Origin of the sequence: Nostocoides australiense Ben110, from assembly GCF_001050535.1 — a bacterium.
Taxonomy (GTDB): Bacteria; Actinomycetota; Actinomycetes; order Actinomycetales; family Dermatophilaceae; genus Nostocoides_A; species Nostocoides_A australiense.
This window is the reverse complement of sequence record NZ_HG764815.1, coordinates 1,549,911-1,566,787: the sequence shown is the minus strand read 5'-3', so window position 1 is coordinate 1,566,787 and position 16,877 is coordinate 1,549,911. Positions and strand designations below refer to the sequence as shown.

The following is a 16,877-nucleotide window of genomic DNA, read 5'->3' as shown; positions in this document are numbered from 1 at the left end:
GCCGGCGCGTCCGAGGCGGCCGAAACGGCGGCCGGTGCGGATGCCGTTGGGGGAGCGGCCTGCTCGGGCACAGGGGGGCCGGCTGATTCGGGCAGCTCGAAGCTCTCGCCGGGTTCACCGACGACCGCGATCACGTCCATGACCGGGATCTCGTCGCCCGGATCGGCGATCAGCGCGAGAACCGTGCCGCTGACGCCGGCTGGCACCTCGATCGTCGACTTGTCGGTCTCGGCCTCGCACAGGATCGAGGCCTCCTCGACAGCATCGCCCACGGCAACCTGCCAGGACAGCAGGATGCAGGACTCGACCGAATTGCCGGCCTTCGGCATGACCACGAACTGCGCCATGAAAGCGTCCTCTCTTCGACCCTCAACGTACGCATCGAGGCCCATTGCGGGCCTGCCGAACCTCGTGAAGTCAGGCCGGATGCCGTGACTCGGAAGCGATACCTCGATCGTATGTGCCGCGGGGGACCCTTCCCCAGGCACCTGACCTTCTGCTTAGCTTTAGGACGTGAACTCAGCGAGTCCCGCCCCCGGCTCCCAGAGTTCGCTGCGCGAACGCAACCTGCTGAGGGTGCTCGACACGGTGACCAGCTTGGGCTCGCTCACCCAGGTCGAAATCGCCGAACAGACCGGCCTGAGCGCGGCCACCGTCTCCAATATGGTGCGCGATCTGCATGCAGCCGGGGTTGTCTCACTCACGCCCGGCACCCGCAACGGCCGGCGCGCGGTGCACGTGGCGCTGGCGACGCCCGACGGGGTCATCGGCGCGATGGTCTTCGGGGATCGCGATGTGCGGGTCGCGGTGGCCGCGTCGCCGGAGCGGATCCTCAGTAGCACGCGGATGCCCCTGCCCGCCGAGCACGCCGCCGACGAGGGTCTCAACCGCGCGGCCATCCTCATCGCCGACCTGCTCGAGCAACTCGGGCACGAGCCCTCGGAGTTGTTGGCGGTCGGTGTCGGGATCCCGGCGCCGATCGACTCCGTCTCCGGTCAGGTCGGCAGCTCGGGGATTCTGCCGGGATGGCGTGGAGTGGACATCGAAGTCGCGGCCGGGGATGCGCTGCGAACCCCCACGCAGGTGGACAACACGGCGAACCTGGCGGCCATCGGCGAACTGAATGCCGGTGCCCTGCAAGGGGTTCAAGATGCCATTCACGTGAAGATGAGCTATGGCGTCGGAGCCGGCCTGATCATTGACGGCTCGTTGTATCGGGGGAGCGCAGGCACGGCCGGCGAGATCGGTCACGTGACGATCGACGACCGCGGAGCTGTATGCCGCTGTGGCAACCGGGGCTGTCTCGACACGGTGGTCGGGTCGGCCGCCATCCTCGATGCCCTGCGGCCTACCCACGGCGGTGTCACCCTCAAGGACGTGATCTCCCGGGCCCTGGCGGGGGACACCGCGTGTCAACGGGTTCTCGGTGACGCCGGTGACGCGCTGGGGTCTGCCCTGTCGGCCGTGGTCAATCTCCTCAACCCACAGATGATCTCAGTCGGTGGCCAGATGGCGCGCGTCGGCGAGTTGCTTCTCGGGCCGGCACGGCGCACGATCGAACGCTGCGCCCTGCCGAGTGCCGGGCAATCGGTGACGATCGTCCCCGGAGTCCTCGGCGACGAGGCGGATGTCATCGGCGCACTCCATCTGGCCCACGAGATGCGGGAAACGGCGCAGCGCGCAGGGCTCGCCCTGGCCTGAACGGGTCCCGCGGTGATCGTGCCGCGAGTGATCCGTCGGTCACAGTTCGGGCAGCTTTGTCTTCACTTCTTGACGACAAAGACTGTCCGGAGTTGAATTCCGCTGAGTTGTGACACAGCCGTCGCAACCGACACCGATCAGGAGACCCGATGCACACTCTCCGCGCCCCGCGCGCCGCATCCCTAGCCATCGTCGCGGCGATGTCCGTGACGGCCATCGCCGCCTGCGGCACGAATTCCTCCACCACCTCCTCGACCAGTTCGGGGTCGGCGGCGGCCACCTCTGGTTCGGGGTCGGCGTCCGCATCGGCCTCCGAATCGGCATCCAGCGCCGGCGCCGGCGGGGGCAAGATCGCCCTGCTGCTGCCGGAGTCGAAGACCACCCGCTATGAGACCTTCGACCGCCCGCTGTTCGAGGCGGCGGTCAAGGCCGCCTGCGCCGACTGCGAGATCCTCTACTCCAATGCCGACCAGGACGCCGCCAAACAGCAGCAACAGGCCGAGGCCGCGCTGACCCAGGGCGCCAAGGTGCTCGTCCTCGACGCCGTCGACGGCAAGTCCGCCCAGACCATCGTCGCCAACGCCAAGGGACAGGGCGTCAAAGTCATCGCCTATGACCGCTTCGTCGCGGGCAGCGACTACTACGTCTCCTTCGACAACAAGAAGGTCGGCGAGTTGCAGGGCACCGGTTTGGTCGATGCCCTCAAGGCGGCCGGCAAGACCAGCGGCGACATCGTCATGATCAACGGCTCGCCCACCGACGCCAATGCGGCCGACTTCAAGGCCGGCGCACACAGCGTTCTTGACAAGAGCGGGTTCACGATCAAGGCCGAATACGACACCCCGGACTGGAGCCCCGACAAGGCACAGACGTGGATGGAGTCCCAGCTGTCCGCGGTCAAGTCCGGCCTCGTCGGTGTGTATGCCGCCAACGACGGCACCGCCGGCGGCGCCATCGCCGCCCTCAAGGGCGGCGGGGTCGACCCGCTGCCACCGGTCACGGGCCAGGACGCCGAACTGGCCGCGATCCAGCGGGTCATCAGCGGCGACCAGGCGCTGACGATCTACAAGGCGATCAAGCCCGAGGCCGAGGACGCGGCGAAGAACGCCGTGGCCCTTGCCGGAGGCGGGGCCGTGACGTCCTCGACCGACAAGGATGGTGTCCCATCGACCCTGCTCGAGCCGGTCGTCGTCACCAAGGACAACATTATGGACACGATCGTGGCCGACGGCTTCTACACGGTCACCGACATCTGCACCGGTGAGTTTGCTGCCGCCTGCACCGCCGCCGGCATCAAGTAGTTCTCCGACCAACACGAAGTGAGTCACGGATGACCACCACCTCTCCGGCCGCGCCGGTCTTGTCCATGCGGGGGATCTCCAAGCGCTTCGGCGCCGTCCAGGCCCTCAAGGACATCGAATTCGACGTGAGTCCCGGAGAGGTGGTGGCTCTCGTCGGCGACAACGGTGCGGGCAAGTCCACCCTGGTGAAGGCCATCGCCGGGGTCTACCAGCCCGACGAGGGGGAGGTGACGTTCGACGGATCCAAGGTCGACATCACCTCCCCGGCCGAGGCCCAGCGCCTCGGCATCGCCACCGTGTTCCAGGATCTCGCCCTGTGCGACAACCTCGACGTCGTCGCCAACCTCTTCCTCGGCAGCGAGGTGACCGGGGCCGGGATGCTCGACGAGGTCGCCATGGAGAAGGAGTCCTGGCGGCTTCTGCGAGAGCTGTCCGCCAAGATCCCCAGCGTGCGGATCCCCGTGGCCTCGCTGTCCGGTGGCCAGCGGCAGACCGTCGCGATCGCGCGGTCATTGCTCGGCAAACCCAAAGTCGTCATGCTCGACGAGCCGACGGCCGCGCTCGGTGTTGCCCAGACAGCCGAGGTGCTCAATCTCGTGGAACGCCTGCGGGAGAGCGGACTTGGGGTCATCTTGATCTCGCACAATATGTCTGACGTGATGGCGGTCGCCGACCGCGTCGTCGTGCTGCGACTCGGTCGCAACAACGGCGAGTTCCGGGTGGCCGACACGACGAGCCAAGAGATCATCGCCGCCATCACCGGGGCGACCAACAACGCCGTCTCGGAGCGGGCGGCCCGCCGCGACCCCGACGCGACCCCCACCCAGGACACTATCGAGGAGCAGCTGTGAGCGCCCCGGCCAACGACCCCACCCTCGCGCTGCCCGCTGACCGGCAGGACGAACGCTTCATCGCCGACGAAGGCCTCTCGGGGTGGCTCAAGGGCTCACTTGCGCGACTGCGATCCGGTGATCTCGGCTCCATGCCCGTGGTCGTCGGACTCATCATCATCTGGGGGGTCTTCTATGCCCTCAACCCTGCCTTCCTCTCCAGCCGCAATCTCGTCAACCTGACCCTGCAGATGGTTCCGACCGGCACTATCGCCATTGGGATCGTGCTCGTCCTGCTGCTCGGCGAGATCGATCTGTCCGTCGGGTCGGTCAGTGGTCTGGCCGGCGCGGTGCTCGCCGTCGGATTCGTCCACCATGGCTGGACCTCAGGACTCGCCATAGGAGTCGCACTGCTCGTCGGTGTCGTCATCGGTGTGCTGTATGGCCTGCTGTTCAACCGCTACGGGGTGCCGAGTTTCGTCATCACCCTTGCCGGGCTCCTGGCCTTCCTCGGATTGCAGATCAAGGTGCTCGGCAAGGACGGCACGATCAATCTCTCCTTCAACTCCGACATCGTGCAGTTCGCCTCGCAGAAGTTCGTCCCCGATGTCGTCGCCTATCTGCTCGTGTTGCTGGCCGTCGGTGCTTCGCTCGCCGCGAAGATGGTCCAGGGCCGCAAGCGTGTTGCGGCCGGGCTCTCGGCCACGCCGACCAGCGTCGTGCTGGCCCGGGCCGGGATTCTCGCGGTGATCCTGCTGGCGGCCGTCTACATCCTCGGCCGCGACCGCGGCGTCTCCTACATGGTGCTCGTCTTCATCGCCCTGGTCGTCGTCATGGACCTGGTCATCCGCCGCACCCGGTGGGGCCGGTCGGTCATGGCCGTCGGCGGCAATGTCGAAGCCGCCCGCCGCGCGGGCATCAACGTCAAGCGCATCTATCTGACGGTCTTCGCCCTCTGCTCCGTCTTCGCTGCTCTCGGTGGCGTCTTCGCCGCCGCCCGACTGGCCTCGGTCAGTCAGAGCAGCGGCGGCGCCGACACCAACCTCAACGCCATCGCCGCAGCCGTGATCGGCGGCACCAGCCTCTTCGGCGGGCGCGGATCGGCATATTCCGCCCTGCTCGGCATCTTGGTGATCCAGTCCATCTCCAACGGCCTCGGACTGCTGAGTCTGGACACGAGCTACAAGTTCATGGTCACCGGGGGCGTCCTCCTGCTCGCCGTTATCATCGATAGCCTCTCCCGCCGCAGCCGCGCCGCCCACGGCCGCGCCTAGGCGGCCGGCCCGGATTCGGGCTCAGCCCCCTGCGCCGGTGACCGTCGCGAGGAGCTGGGGCGACGGCATACCCAAAAGTAGGGACAATTTCACACCCGCGAAGGGCCACCTGAGCAGACGCACCAGCCCCTCTGGCGATAGGTTTTCCCCGTGGCAACATCGACCCTCCCTGCGTCCACGCCGGCCGTGCGGTCCTCCATCGGGCTCAAACTCCTGATGGCCGGAAGCGGCCTGCTCTTCGTCTTCTACGTGCTTGCGCATGCCTACGGCAACTTGATGGTGCTCGGCGGTCCCGACGCCTTCAACAACTACGCCCATCACCTGCGCACGCTCGGCGAGCCGATGCTGCCCTACTCGGGCTTCCTGTGGGTCTTCCGGCTGGTGTTGATCGCCGCGCTCGCCCTGCACGTCTACGCGGCGCTGACTCTGTGGGGCCGGGCCAACGGCGCGCGGAGCACGAAGTATGCGGTGAAGAAGGCCGCGGCGTCCTCGCTCGCCTCGCGCACGATGCGCTTCGGCGGCATCGCGTTGCTGCTCTTCGTGATCTTCCACCTCCTGCACCTGACCACGCACACCATCCGCCCGCAGGGCGAGCAGCCGACGCCGTACGCCAATGTCGTCAACAGCTTCGACAAGTGGTGGCTCGTCCTGATCTACGCGGTGGCCGTGATCGCGCTCGCATTCCATCTCCACCACGGCATCTGGAGTGCCGCCCAGACCCTCGGGTGGACCTCGACGACCGCGGCGCGCCGCAACGCGAAGTTCCTCGCGCACTTCATCGGGTCCCTCGTTCCCACCGCCTTCCTCATCCCGCCGCTGTGCATCCTCTTCGGAATCGTGGACTGATCACATGACTGAGACCCTGAACAAGCCCGAAGGCGTCGACGCCGACTACTACTCTGTCGGCGCCCCGATCGCGGACACCAAGGCCCCCGCCGGTCCGATCGAGAACAAGTGGACCTTGCGCAAGTTCGACGCATCGCTGGTCAACCCGGCCAACCGGCGCAAGCTGTCGGTGATCATCGTCGGCACCGGCCTGGCCGGGGCGGCCGCCGGTGCCACGCTCGGCGAGGCCGGCTACCACGTGAAGTCCTTCTGCTTCCAGGACAGCCCCCGACGGGCGCACTCGATCGCCGCCCAGGGCGGCATCAACGCGGCGAAGAACTACAAGGAGGACGGCGACTCGATCTATCGCCTCTTCTACGACACGGTCAAGGGCGGCGACTACCGCGCCCGCGAGACCAACGTCTACCGGCTCGCCGAGGTCAGCGCCAACATCATCGACCAGTGCGTCGCGCAGGGCGTGCCCTTCGCCCGCGAGTACGGCGGCCTGCTCGACAACCGCTCGTTCGGTGGCGTGCAGGTATCCCGGACCTTCTACGCCCGCGGCCAGACCGGCCAGCAGCTGCTCATCGGCGCCTACCAGGCGCTGGAGCGGCAGATCGCCGCCGGCACCGTCGAGATGTACGCCCGGCACGAGATGCTCGAACTGATCGTGGCGGACGGCCAGGCCCGCGGGATCATCGCCCGCAACCTCGTCACCGGTGAGATCGAGACCCACCTCGCCGACGCGGTCGTGCTCGCGTCCGGTGGCTACGGCAACGTCTTCTTCCTCTCGACCAACGCCATGGGCTCCAATGTCACGGCGAACTGGCGTGCCCACCGCAAGGGCGCCTACTTCGGCAACCCGTGCTACACGCAGATCCACCCGACCTGCATACCCGTCTCCGGCGACCACCAGTCCAAGCTGACGCTGATGTCCGAATCCCTCCGCAACGACGGGCGGATCTGGGTGCCCAAGCGCAAGGAGGACTGCGAGAAGGACCCGCGGCAGATCCCCGAAGAGGATCGCGACTACTACCTCGAGCGGATCTACCCGGCCTTCGGCAACCTGGTCCCGCGCGACATCGCCTCCCGCCAGGCGAAGAACATGTGCGACGAGGGCCGCGGCGTCGGCCCGATGGTCGGCGACTTCCGGCGGGGTGTCTACCTCGACTTCGCCGACGCGATCGCCCGGCTGGGCAAGCCGGCCGTCGAGGCGAAATACGGCAACCTCTTCGACATGTACGCCCGGATCACGGGCGAGAACCCGTACGAGACGCCGATGCGGATCTACCCCGCCGTGCACTACACCATGGGCGGCCTGTGGGTCGACTACGACCTCCAGTCCTCGATCCCGGGCCTGTTCGTCACCGGTGAGGCGAACTTCTCCGACCACGGCGCCAACCGTCTCGGCGCCTCGGCCCTGATGCAGGGCCTCGCGGACGGCTATTTCGTGCTGCCCAACACCATCCGCGACTACCTTGCCAAAGGGCCCTATCCCACGCTCGACGAGAACGACCCGTCGGTGGCCGAGGCGCGCACGTCGGTCGAGGACCGCACGCGGCGCCTGCTGGCGATCAACGGCGAACGGTCCGTCGACTCCTTCCACAAGGAACTCGGCCACATCATGTGGGAGTACTGCGGGATGGAGCGCACCGAGACCGGCCTGATGAAAGCGATCGATCTGATCCGCTCCCTGCGGGCGGAGTTCTGGCGCAATGTGCGTGTGCTCGGCGCCGCCGACACGCTGAACCAGAGCCTGGAGAAGGCCGGCCGGGTCGCCGACTTCCTCGAGCTCGGCGAGTTGATGTGCATCGACGCGCTGCACCGGCGCGAGTCGTGCGGTGGCCACTTCCGCGCCGAGTCCCAGACCGAGGACGGCGAAGCCCTGCGCCACGACGACGAATTCCTCTACGTCGCCGCCTGGGAGTATGCCGGCGGCTCGGGTGAGGGCGAGATGGGCGCGCCCGTCCTGCACAAGGAAGACCTCGCCTACGAATTCATCCAGCTCAAGCAGCGCTCGTACAAGTAGAAGGACCGTCGTGAATCTGACACTGAAGATCTGGCGCCAGGACGGCCCCACCGCACGGGGTGAACTCGTCACCTACCAGGTCCCGGACATCTCCCCGGACATGTCCTTCCTGGAGATGCTCGATGTTCTCAACGAGCGCCTCAACGCCGAGGGCAAGGAGCCGGTCGCCTTCGACTCCGACTGCCGCGAGGGCATTTGCGGCATGTGCGGCCTGATGATCTCCGGCGACGCGCATGGCCCCGAGAAGACGACGACCTGCCAACTGCACATGCGCAGCTTCAAGGACGGCGAGACGATCACCATCGAGCCGTGGCGCGCCACCGCCTTCCCGGTCCTGCGGGACCTGGTCGTCGACCGCACCGCCTTCGACCGGATCATCCAGGCCGGCGGCTTCATCTCCGCCAATACCGGTGCCGCCCCCAAGGCCGAGGCAATCCTGGTGCCCAAGGAGAACGCGGACCGAGCGTTCATGGCCGCCGAGTGCATCGGCTGTGGCGCCTGCGTCGCCGCCTGCCCTAACGCCTCCGGCATGCTCTTCATGGGCGCCAAGGTCACCCATCTCGGCGAACTCCCCCAGGGTCAGCCGGAACGGGCCCAGCGGGTTGCGGCCATGGTCGCCACCCACGACGCCGAGGGCTTCGGTGGATGCACGAACATCGGCGAATGCAGCCACGCCTGCCCCAAGGGGATCCCTCTCGATGTCATCTCGCAACTCAACGCCGACATGCGGAAGGCCAAGTCAGGACGCCTATAGGAAGAATTTACCTTCCGTAATCGCGTTCTGCCGCAATGCATCCGGTCCGCAGGGCCGGATGCAGTGTTTTCTCCGGATGCGGCCCCCGCCGGTCAGCGGTAACGTCCGGCAGACCGATGGTGGTCCGGGTCACAGCCCCGTGGCCCGGCGCCATCCGAGCAGCCCTGGGGAGGGTTTGTGAAGAAGATTCCATGTGTCGTCTCGGCCGCCGCATTCGCGCTGGTCGTCGCCCCTACCGCGGGCATCGCCGGCACCTCGAGCGGTGATGGCCGCGTGACCGCGGACGAGGCTCGATCGCTGCATGCCGGAGTACAGGTCGCGCCGAAATCGTCGAGCGTCCGCAGCGGCAGTGCTGCGGCAACCAACCCGTATCTCGGCATGGTCCTCGACCAGTCCAGCGTCGACTACTCCTATTGGAAGTCGGTGCTCCGCAAGGGAGCCGCCGAGAGGGCAAGGTCGTCCCGGCTCGAGGAGAACAAGCGCGCGGCGTCCGGAGGGAACCTGCGGGCTCCCGCGATCTACGACGAGAAGGAGATCGACGGGACGCAGTCCAACGACAGCAGAGCGGAAGCGGAGCGGATCGGCGTCTTCGGCACCGCAGCCGGCAAGAACAACAGGGTGCGGATCCTGGGAAGCCAGCAGCAGTACAGCCTCAGCGAAACCACCCTGGCTCCGGTTCCCGAGGACAACGGGTCGATCCCGCTCGCCGGCGACTCCGGCTTGGGACCCCGCGAGAAGACCACCACGACGGGCACCATCGGCGACGGCCCCCACGGCTCCGCCGGCGACGGCACGGGTGACGTCGACTTCTACTCCATCACCGCCGTTGCGGGGGAGCAGTTGATCCTCGACACCTCCGGCGGGACGCTGGACACCCTCATCGGCCTCTACAGCGCCGACGGCACCCTCCTCGCGGTGGACGACGACGCGGGATCGGGGCTGGCGAGTCTGCTGACGTACGACGTGACCGAGAGTGGCACCTACTACGCGGCCGTGGTCGGGTACAAGTCCGGCGGCTCCTTCCCCGCCGACCCCATGGACTCCGGGTCCGGCAACGGCGTGGGACGCGAGGGGGACTACCCGCTGGCGATGACCCGCACGACTGTCGACAAGGACTTCTACGCCGTCTGGCTGCGTCCCGGTGACGTGCTCGGCGGGTCTGGCCTCTCGGGTGCCGACAGCCTGACCGTCTTCCGCCCCGACGGCACCGAGATGGTGGGCGCGGAGGAGATGGACGCCTCCTTCCTCTACCCGCCGAACTCGCCGCTTCCTGGTGCGGGCACGACCGCACTCGCCTATGTCGCTGAGCAGGCCGGCTGGTACGCCCTGCAGGTCGACGGCGCGCAAGGTGACTACCAGGTCGCCCTCGAGGCCTATCGGCCCGGGGGCCAACTCGCTCCGGGGCCGGTCCAGCGGATCTTCCTGGACTTCAACGGACAGCGGGTCAACACGGCCATCTGGGGCGGCTCGGGCGTCCGCACGCTTTCGCCGTTCAACGCCTTCCTCTCCAGCTGGGGTCTGAGCAAGTCCCAGGAACGCGAGTTGATCAACAAGATCACCACCGAGGTCAACGAGAACCTCAAGTGGGACCTGAGGGCCAAGGGCCTCAACCCCAACGTCCAGGTCACGATCGTCAACTCGCAGAACAGTGCCGACATCTACGGCAAGGCCCGCGTCAGCCGGGTCATCGTCGGCGGCACCATCGCCGAGTCCGGCATCAGCACGATCGGCATCGCCCAGTACATCGACCCGGGCAACTACGCCATGGACGACCAGGCGCTGGTGCTGCTCGACGCGATGTCGGAGGCGAGTGGACCGGCGTACTCGCTGAACACCTACATGAACGAGTCGAGCGACCGGGTCGCCTTCGTCTCGCAGGCGGTCGGCAATGTCGTGGCCCACGAGGTGGGGCATCTCATCGGCAACTACCACACCAACAACACCAACGAAACGGCCAACCTGATGGATGCCGGCGGCACCGGCTTCGTGGACCTCTTCGGCGTCGGCCCCGACGGAGTCGGCGGCACCGCCGATGACACGGACACCGACTTCGGCACCGACGAGTACATCCCCGCCGAAGGCTTCACCGGCCTGGAGAACACGCTGAACGTCTCGGCGTGGGCATTCACGAAGCGCTGATGCCGGACCTCCAGCGTCACTCGTAACGACGTGCGCTCTCGACGGAAAGACGTCGGGAGCGCACGTCGTCGTGACGGTGGCCGCTTCCGCGCTCAATCCCGCTCGTGTGGCATGGTGGGGTCATGGCCGACATCGAGGTGCGCGAGTGTGCGGTACGCAACCGGTTCCCCCTGCGTCGCTGCGACGCCTCACCTTCACGCCGTTTTTCGACCGATCCCACGCGGAGGCCGACGTCCCATGACAGCTGAACAGCCTCCCGCGAGCGAGGGCCCGATCGTCGACCCTGACGAGCTGGGCCAGTTCTGGGAGATCGCGAAGGTCAAACTGCGACTGAACCCGGTGGCGACATACGCCGGCGAAACTGCCGCGAGCACGCTCATCCCGCCCGCGTGGGCCTTCGGGGCGACCCCGGAGCACGCCGACGACCTGCTCGCGCTCGTGCTGGCCGGGACCAAGACCGGCACCGCGGGCGCCCTCGCGGACTACGAGGCCGACGGCGACGAACCGGAGCGGCCCGGCGACCTGGCGATCATCCTCGACGGCAGGGCACATCCGCGTGCCGTCATCGAGACCACCGCAGTGTCGATCGTGCCCTTCGATCAGGTCGACGCCGAGCACGCCAGGTCCGAGGGTGAGGGCGACCTGACCCTGGAATCGTGGCGCGAGATCCACGAGCGCTTCTTCACGGCATACAGCAGCGCGGGCTTCACCAGCGACATGCCGGTGGTCTGCCAGCGCTTCCGGGTCCTCTACCCGACCGCGCGCAACGCCTGACCGATCCCATAAGCTCGGGGATCGTGCCTGGCCTCCCCTCCCCGCGATGACGCGCGTCCTGCGCACCACCGCGCTGCTGGTGCGGTCGGGGTTCCGCCAGCAGACGACATACCGGCTGGCGCTGCTGGCGGGCATCTCGACGAACAGCGTCTTCGGGATCATCCGGGCGGCCATCGCCCTGGCCACCGTCGCGTCGGCCGGTGCGGCCGTCGGGGGGTATGACGCGCGGACCGCCGCCGCGTTCGTCTGGTGGGGTCAGGCGCTGCTCGGCACGATCAACCTGTGGGGCTTCTCGCTCGTCGCCGACCGCGTGCGCAGCGGCGACATCGCCGTCGACTTCCTCCGGCCGGTCAACCCGATGCTGGTCTACCTGGCCGGCGACGTCGGGCGCGCCGGCGTCGGCCTTGTGGCCCGAGCGATCCCGACGTTGGCGATCGGCGCCCTCCTGTTCGACCTCGCGTGGCCGCCGGGTATGCCGTCGGCTGCGCTGGGGTTGCTGTCGATCCTTCTCGCCGTTGTCGTCGCCTTCCTCGGTGCCTTCTCCCTCAACCTCAGTGCCTTGTGGTTCACCGAGATCCGCGGGTTGCGGCTGGCGTGGATGGTGGTGGGCGGGGTGCTGTGTGGCCTCTATCTCCCGTTGCCCTGGTTCCCCGGGTGGGTGCAGTCCGTCGCGTCGTGCACCCCGTTCCCGTCGATGCTCCAGCATCCCCTCGACATCCTCAGCGGGCGCATCGCCGGCGCGGACGCGGTGAGCGCCGTTGTCTCCCAACTCTTCTGGGTGCTCGTCCTCACGGTCGTCGGGCAATGGGTGCTCGCCCGCGGCCGGCGCCGGGTGGAGGTGCAGGGTGGCTGAACCGGCCGGCCGGCCCACGCTCTCCGTCGGTGAACGGTTGCGGCCCTACCGCGTCATACTCGGGGCCCGCATGCGGGCCCAGCGGCAGTACCGGGCGTCTTTCGTCACCGATATCGTCGGCACGCTCCTCGTCGGCGTGACCGAGTTCGCGGAGGTGTGGGGGGTCTTTCACAATGTGCCGGTCTTCGGCGGGTTGACCTACGGGCAGGCGATCGTCGTCTTCGCCCTGTCCAACCTCTGTTTCTCCCTCGCCGACATGCTCGTCGGTCACCTCGACACCCTGCCCCAGGTGATCCGGGCCGGGCAGGTGGACGCCTACTACGTGCGGCCGTTGCCGGTGCTGGCGCAGTTCATGACCAGCGATATCTCCTTGCGACGCATCGGCCGGCTGGCGGTCGCTCTCGTGCTGCTCGTCGTCGGTCTGGCCATGGCGCAGGTCGCCTGGTCACCCGCCAAGGGGGCCCTCCTCGTGCTGTCGACCGTCAGCGGGACAGTGATCTTCTCCGCCCTGTTCACGGTGGCCGGGGGCGCGCAGTTCTTCCTCATCAACGGGCCGGAGTTCACCAACGGCTTCACCTATGGCGGGTCCTATTCGGCGCAGCAGCCGCAGCCGATCTTCCCCGATCCGGTGCGGATCTTCTGGACCTTCGTCATCCCCACGGCCTTCGTCGCCTACCTGCCGACGATCGTCCTGCTCGACCTGCCCGGCGACGGCTTCGTGCCGCGCTGGCTGGCGTGGGCCTCGCCGGCGGCAGCCCTGGCCAGCTGTGCGCTGGCGGGGCTCGTCTGGCGATTCGGCACACGGCATTACCAAGGAGGAGGTGGCTGATGGCCACGCAGATCATCGAGACCCGGGACCTCGTGCGGGAGTACAAGAAGCTGCGAGCCGTCGATCACATCAGCTTCACCGTCGAACCGGGCGAGGCCGTCGGCTATATCGGGGCCAATGGTGCCGGCAAGTCGACCACGATCAAGATGCTCACCGGCATCCTGCGGCCCACGTCGGGACTGGTGCGCACCTGCGGGCGCGACCCCCTGCGTGAGCGGATCGCCCTGGCCCGCGAGATCGGGGTCGTCTTCGGCCAGCGCAGCCAGCTGTGGTGGGACCTGCCTCTCCAGGAGTCGTTCACGATCCTCGGCGCCATTCACCGCCTGGATCCAGCAGTCGCGCGCGTGCGCTCCGGTGAACTGGTGGACCTGCTGGAGATGGGCGGCTTCCTGTCCACCCCGGTGCGGCAGCTCTCCCTCGGGCAGCGGATGCGCGCCGAGATCGCGGCCTCGTTGATCCACCGGCCACGCCTGCTCATCCTCGACGAACCCACCATCGGACTGGACGTGCTCAGCAAGCAGCGGCTGCGCGACTTCCTCGGTGCCGAGCGGCGCGAACACGGCACGACCCTGCTCCTGACGACCCACGACATGGGCGACATCGAACGCCTCTGCGACCGGGTGCTCGTCGTCGACCACGGGCGCCTGGCCTATGACGGCACCCTCTCCGGACTCGCGAAAACCGTCGGGGCCGAACGCGTCATGGTCGTCGACCTCGCGCCGCAGGCGGGGCACGAGGGGGTCGCGGAGTTGCGCGACATCCCCGGTGCGGCCCTGGTGGGGGTCGAGGGCGAGGGCACACGGCAGCACCTCGCGTTCGACCCGCAGGCGACCTCGGCGGGTGCCGTGCTCGCCGCCGTCTCGGCCCGCGCCGACGTGCTCGACCTGGCCATCGAAGAGCCCGACATCGAGGACGTCGTGCGCCGCATCTATGCGGCGTCCCGATGATCAGTGTCGCTTCGGTTCTCAGGCGTGGGTCACCTGAGCACTGGTGACGACGGCGCTCGCGGCGGGCATCCGAGGAGCAAGCGCTCGCAGACCCACGCAGCCGAGCGCGGCGATGCCGATCAGCGTGGCCCACACGCTGAAACGGTCGTGGGCGAGCAGGGCGAGATAGAGTGCCGGCGCGATGATGCCGGAGGCGACCCAGGACAGCTGGTATGCCGACAGGTTGCGTCCGCGTAGCCGCTCGGGAGCGCCGTCGACCGCCGCAGCGGACAGCGGCGGGGGGGGGGGGCAGTTCACCGAGGGTGTAGATGGCGACCGAGACCGGGATCGCGGCGGTGGCCAGCGCGACCGGCAGGGTGCCGCTCGCGGCGAGGGCGAGGAAGCCCGCGGCATACAGGACAAAACCGAGGATGACGATCTGGTGACGGCGATGCCCGTCCATCCGGCGCACGATCAGGCCCTGGCCGAAGCCGACCATGAGCGTGTTGACGACGAACAGCGCCCCGCTGACCCAGCCGGGCAGCTTGAGCACGTCGATGGCGTAGACCGGGATGGCGATATTGAGCGAGACCGTGCACAGCGCGTAGGCCGCGTTGGCGCCGACCAGCCCGAGATAGCGTCCGTCGCGGGCCAGGACGCCCCAGCCGCCGTGCGCCGGCGCATCGGCGTCCTGGGGGCCGTCGCTCGCCGCCCGCCCGCCCGGGACCTTCGCGAGCGCGGCGAAGGCGAGGACATAACTGAAGGCGTTGACGAGCACGACGGCGTGATAGGCCGCGCTCGTGCCGATCGTGACGACGATGCCCGAAGCCAGGCCGCCGATGGCGAACCCGACATTGCGCAGCGCCCCGAGGAAGCCGAACCACACTTCCCGCTGATCCGGTGGAGTCGAGGCGGCCACGAGCGGGGAGTAGGCGCCCCAGAAGGCGCTCTGCCCCAGGCTCGCCAACGCCTGGACGGCGACGATGGTCCAAAAGTCCTGCGCCCACAGGTAGCCGACAAAGGCCACCGCCTGCAGCACGTTGCCCGCCAGGATGATCGTCTTGGCACCGTGCCGGTCGACGAGCCCGCCCACCGCGAGGACGAAGGGGACGGCCAGCGCCGCAGCGATGCTCATCGCCAGGCCGACCTGTGCCTTGCCGACCTCGGTGGTCATCAGGAAGTAGAGGATGGAGACCGGCATGAACACGCCGCTGCCGAGCGCGTCGATGCCGACTCCGGTCACCAGTGCCTTGTGGTGGGAGAAGTCGGGGAAGCCCAGTCGCCGCAGCACGCGGGAAGTCTGCCAGTCGGCGCCGACAAGGGCGGGGGATTTACAGCCAGGACAAGTGATCCTTCAGCAGCGTGTAGCCGACGAAGGCGAAGACGTCGAGCAGGGTGTGCGCGATGACGAGGGGCAACACTCTGCGGGTGCGGGTGTAGAGGTAGCCGAAGACCAGGCCCATGACGAGATTGCCGGCGAACCCGCCGAAGCCCTGATAGAGGTGATAGCTGCCGCGCACCAGCGCCGAGATGGCGATCGCGAGCGGGGCCGGCCAGCCGGCCTGCCGCCAGCGCGTCAGCAGATAGCCGACCATGACGACCTCTTCGAGGACGGCATTCTGGGCGGCGGCCAGGACGAGCACGGGGATCGTCCACCAGTGGTCGGTGAGGTTCGCCGCCGCGATCGTGGTGTTGAGGTTCAGGGCCCGGGCCGCGGCATACAGACCCAAGCCGGGTATGCCGATCAGTGCGGTCAGCCCGACACCGGCCAGCAGGTCGCGGCCCGGCGCTTGCCGGTCCCAGCCGATCGCGCGCCAGGCGCCGGCGTCGTCGCGGCGCAGCAGGTGCAGGGCGAGGAGGGCGGGCACCACCCCGAGGATGACGCCGGTCAGCTGGTAGGCCAGGTCGAGCCAGGGGCGGTCGGGCGTGACCGAGTTGTTCATGCTCGTCGTCTGCTGGTTCAGCGCGACGTGCACGGTCAGCCGGTCGATGATCCGCAGCAGCGACCAGATCGCCGACGCACCGAGCGAGACCCCGAGCACCAGCCAGGTCTCGAGGACCAGGTGGCGACGCGAAAGCCCGGTCCACGGCAGTGGACCGGGCTCGGCGGCGGTGAGCGACGGCATACGGGCAAGTGTGCCTCGCCGAAGCTGGATGCGAGCTGTATGCCGCGCTGGGCGGCCGGCTCGTCGACCAGTGGCCGGATCCGTGGCCGGATCAGTGGCCGGTGACGAGGTGGCGGTAGTAGACCGGGACGCTCTGGTGGCGGCGCACCCGCATGGTGTGGTTGCGGGCGAGGAAGTCGCCGGCGGCCGCGAGGAGGGCGAGCGCGACGAGGGCGCCGGCGATCGCGAGGACGACGGTGAGGAAAGTAGCGACGGCGGCTGCGTGGCTGAGGATCATGCTCACTCCTGTTCTTCTACATTTGTAGTGGTACTGATGACAACACTACAGATGTAGTGAATATTCCGCAACCGCTGGACGAGGGCACAATGGCCGAGTGCCTCGCGACGTCGCCCCAGCCGGTCTGCCCGCCCCCGTCACCGGGCGGCGCAAGGATCTGCTCGACGCGGCCGCGGCGGTCGTCGCGCGCAGCGGCCTACGCGGGCTGACGCACCGGGCCGTCGACGCGGAGGCGGGCG

At 68.2% G+C, this 16,877-nt stretch carries 15 protein-coding genes and 1 pseudogene; 12 read left to right on the top strand and 4 right to left on the bottom strand.

Annotation, left to right across the window (positions count from 1 at the left end; genetic code table 11):
- Positions 1 to 347: biotin/lipoyl-containing protein (locus BN11_RS07485; RefSeq protein ID WP_048696263.1), on the bottom strand; the 347-nt coding region annotated here is incomplete at its 3' end.
- Positions 348 to 513: 166 nt separating this feature from the next.
- Between BN11_RS07485 and BN11_RS07480 the strand changes: the two genes are divergently transcribed.
- From BN11_RS07480 to BN11_RS07425, 12 genes are all read left to right on the top strand, one after another.
- Complete coding sequence (locus BN11_RS07480; RefSeq protein ID WP_048696262.1) at positions 514 to 1,701, top strand: ROK family transcriptional regulator; 1,188 nt, start codon at positions 514 to 516, stop codon at positions 1,699 to 1,701.
- Positions 1,702 to 1,850: 149 nt separating this feature from the next.
- The gene (locus BN11_RS07475) at positions 1,851 to 3,002 is read left to right on the top strand and encodes a substrate-binding domain-containing protein (protein WP_083433600.1); all 1,152 of its coding nucleotides are present in this window, start codon (positions 1,851 to 1,853) and stop codon (positions 3,000 to 3,002) included.
- A 29-nt stretch (positions 3,003 to 3,031) separates the two neighbouring features.
- Complete coding sequence (locus BN11_RS07470) at positions 3,032 to 3,853, top strand: ATP-binding cassette domain-containing protein (RefSeq protein WP_048696260.1); 822 nt, start codon at positions 3,032 to 3,034, stop codon at positions 3,851 to 3,853.
- A complete protein-coding gene (locus BN11_RS07465) occupies positions 3,850 to 5,106 on the top strand; it encodes a sugar ABC transporter permease (protein ID WP_048696259.1) in 1,257 nt (418 codons plus the stop codon). Before BN11_RS07470 ends, BN11_RS07465 begins: the two co-directional genes overlap by 4 nt.
- Before the next feature lie 150 nt (positions 5,107 to 5,256).
- Entirely contained in the window at positions 5,257 to 5,952 is a 696-nt protein-coding gene (locus BN11_RS07460) for a succinate dehydrogenase cytochrome b subunit (RefSeq protein WP_048696256.1), read from the top strand.
- 4 nt (positions 5,953 to 5,956) lie between these two features.
- The gene (locus tag BN11_RS07455) at positions 5,957 to 7,960 is read left to right on the top strand and encodes a fumarate reductase/succinate dehydrogenase flavoprotein subunit (RefSeq protein WP_048696254.1); all 2,004 of its coding nucleotides are present in this window, start codon (positions 5,957 to 5,959) and stop codon (positions 7,958 to 7,960) included.
- Positions 7,961 to 7,970: 10 nt separating this feature from the next.
- Positions 7,971 to 8,714 carry a succinate dehydrogenase/fumarate reductase iron-sulfur subunit gene (locus BN11_RS07450; RefSeq protein ID WP_048696252.1) on the top strand — a complete coding sequence of 248 codons (744 nt, stop codon included), beginning with the start codon at positions 7,971 to 7,973 and terminating at the stop codon, positions 8,712 to 8,714.
- A gap of 177 nt (positions 8,715 to 8,891) precedes the next feature.
- Positions 8,892 to 10,853, top strand: coding sequence for a PPC domain-containing protein (locus tag BN11_RS07445; RefSeq protein ID WP_048696250.1), 1,962 nt, complete (start codon positions 8,892 to 8,894; stop codon positions 10,851 to 10,853).
- A gap of 237 nt (positions 10,854 to 11,090) precedes the next feature.
- Positions 11,091 to 11,627 carry an ASCH domain-containing protein gene (locus BN11_RS07440; protein WP_048696248.1) on the top strand — a complete coding sequence of 179 codons (537 nt, stop codon included), beginning with the start codon at positions 11,091 to 11,093 and terminating at the stop codon, positions 11,625 to 11,627.
- A 46-nt stretch (positions 11,628 to 11,673) separates the two neighbouring features.
- Positions 11,674 to 12,480, top strand: coding sequence for an ABC transporter permease (locus BN11_RS07435; protein ID WP_235435403.1), 807 nt, complete (start codon positions 11,674 to 11,676; stop codon positions 12,478 to 12,480).
- Positions 12,473 to 13,309: an ABC transporter permease gene (locus BN11_RS07430; RefSeq protein ID WP_048696246.1), complete on the top strand. Its 837-nt coding sequence runs from the start codon at positions 12,473 to 12,475 to the stop codon at positions 13,307 to 13,309. Before BN11_RS07435 ends, BN11_RS07430 begins: the two co-directional genes overlap by 8 nt.
- On the top strand, positions 13,309 to 14,256 hold the full coding sequence (locus BN11_RS07425) for an ABC transporter ATP-binding protein (protein WP_048696244.1): 948 nt from the start codon (positions 13,309 to 13,311) through the stop codon (positions 14,254 to 14,256). The genes BN11_RS07430 and BN11_RS07425 overlap by 1 nt, the downstream gene beginning before the upstream one ends.
- Before the next feature lie 325 nt (positions 14,257 to 14,581).
- Here BN11_RS07425 and BN11_RS25110 read toward each other — a convergent pair.
- From BN11_RS25110 to BN11_RS07410, 3 genes and pseudogenes are all read right to left on the bottom strand, one after another.
- A pseudogene (locus BN11_RS25110) lies at positions 14,582 to 15,478 on the bottom strand (MFS transporter); the annotation flags it as partial.
- Positions 15,479 to 15,566: 88 nt separating this feature from the next.
- Positions 15,567 to 16,361, bottom strand: a complete 795-nt coding sequence (locus tag BN11_RS07415; protein ID WP_048696242.1) for a CPBP family intramembrane glutamic endopeptidase — start codon at positions 16,359 to 16,361, stop codon at positions 15,567 to 15,569.
- Positions 16,362 to 16,452: 91 nt separating this feature from the next.
- The gene (locus BN11_RS07410; RefSeq protein ID WP_162213180.1) at positions 16,453 to 16,644 is read right to left on the bottom strand and encodes a hypothetical protein; all 192 of its coding nucleotides are present in this window, start codon (positions 16,642 to 16,644) and stop codon (positions 16,453 to 16,455) included.
- Positions 16,645 to 16,877 lie beyond the last annotated feature (233 nt).

Bases quoted from the DNA above. Each gene is read 5' to 3' on its own strand.
- BN11_RS07475 (WP_083433600.1), top strand. From the start codon at position 1,851: ATGCACACTCTCCGCGCCCCGCGCGCCGCATCCCTAGCCATCGTCGCG.
- BN11_RS07470 (WP_048696260.1), top strand. From the start codon at position 3,032: ATGACCACCACCTCTCCGGCCGCGCCGGTCTTGTCCATGCGGGGGATC.
- BN11_RS07455 (WP_048696254.1), top strand. From the start codon at position 5,957: ATGACTGAGACCCTGAACAAGCCCGAAGGCGTCGACGCCGACTACTAC.
- BN11_RS07440 (WP_048696248.1), top strand. From the start codon at position 11,091: ATGACAGCTGAACAGCCTCCCGCGAGCGAGGGCCCGATCGTCGACCCT.
- BN11_RS07435 (WP_235435403.1), top strand. From the start codon at position 11,674: ATGACGCGCGTCCTGCGCACCACCGCGCTGCTGGTGCGGTCGGGGTTC.
- BN11_RS07425 (WP_048696244.1), top strand. From the start codon at position 13,309: ATGGCCACGCAGATCATCGAGACCCGGGACCTCGTGCGGGAGTACAAG.
- BN11_RS07415 (WP_048696242.1), bottom strand. From the start codon at position 16,361: ATGCCGTCGCTCACCGCCGCCGAGCCCGGTCCACTGCCGTGGACCGGG.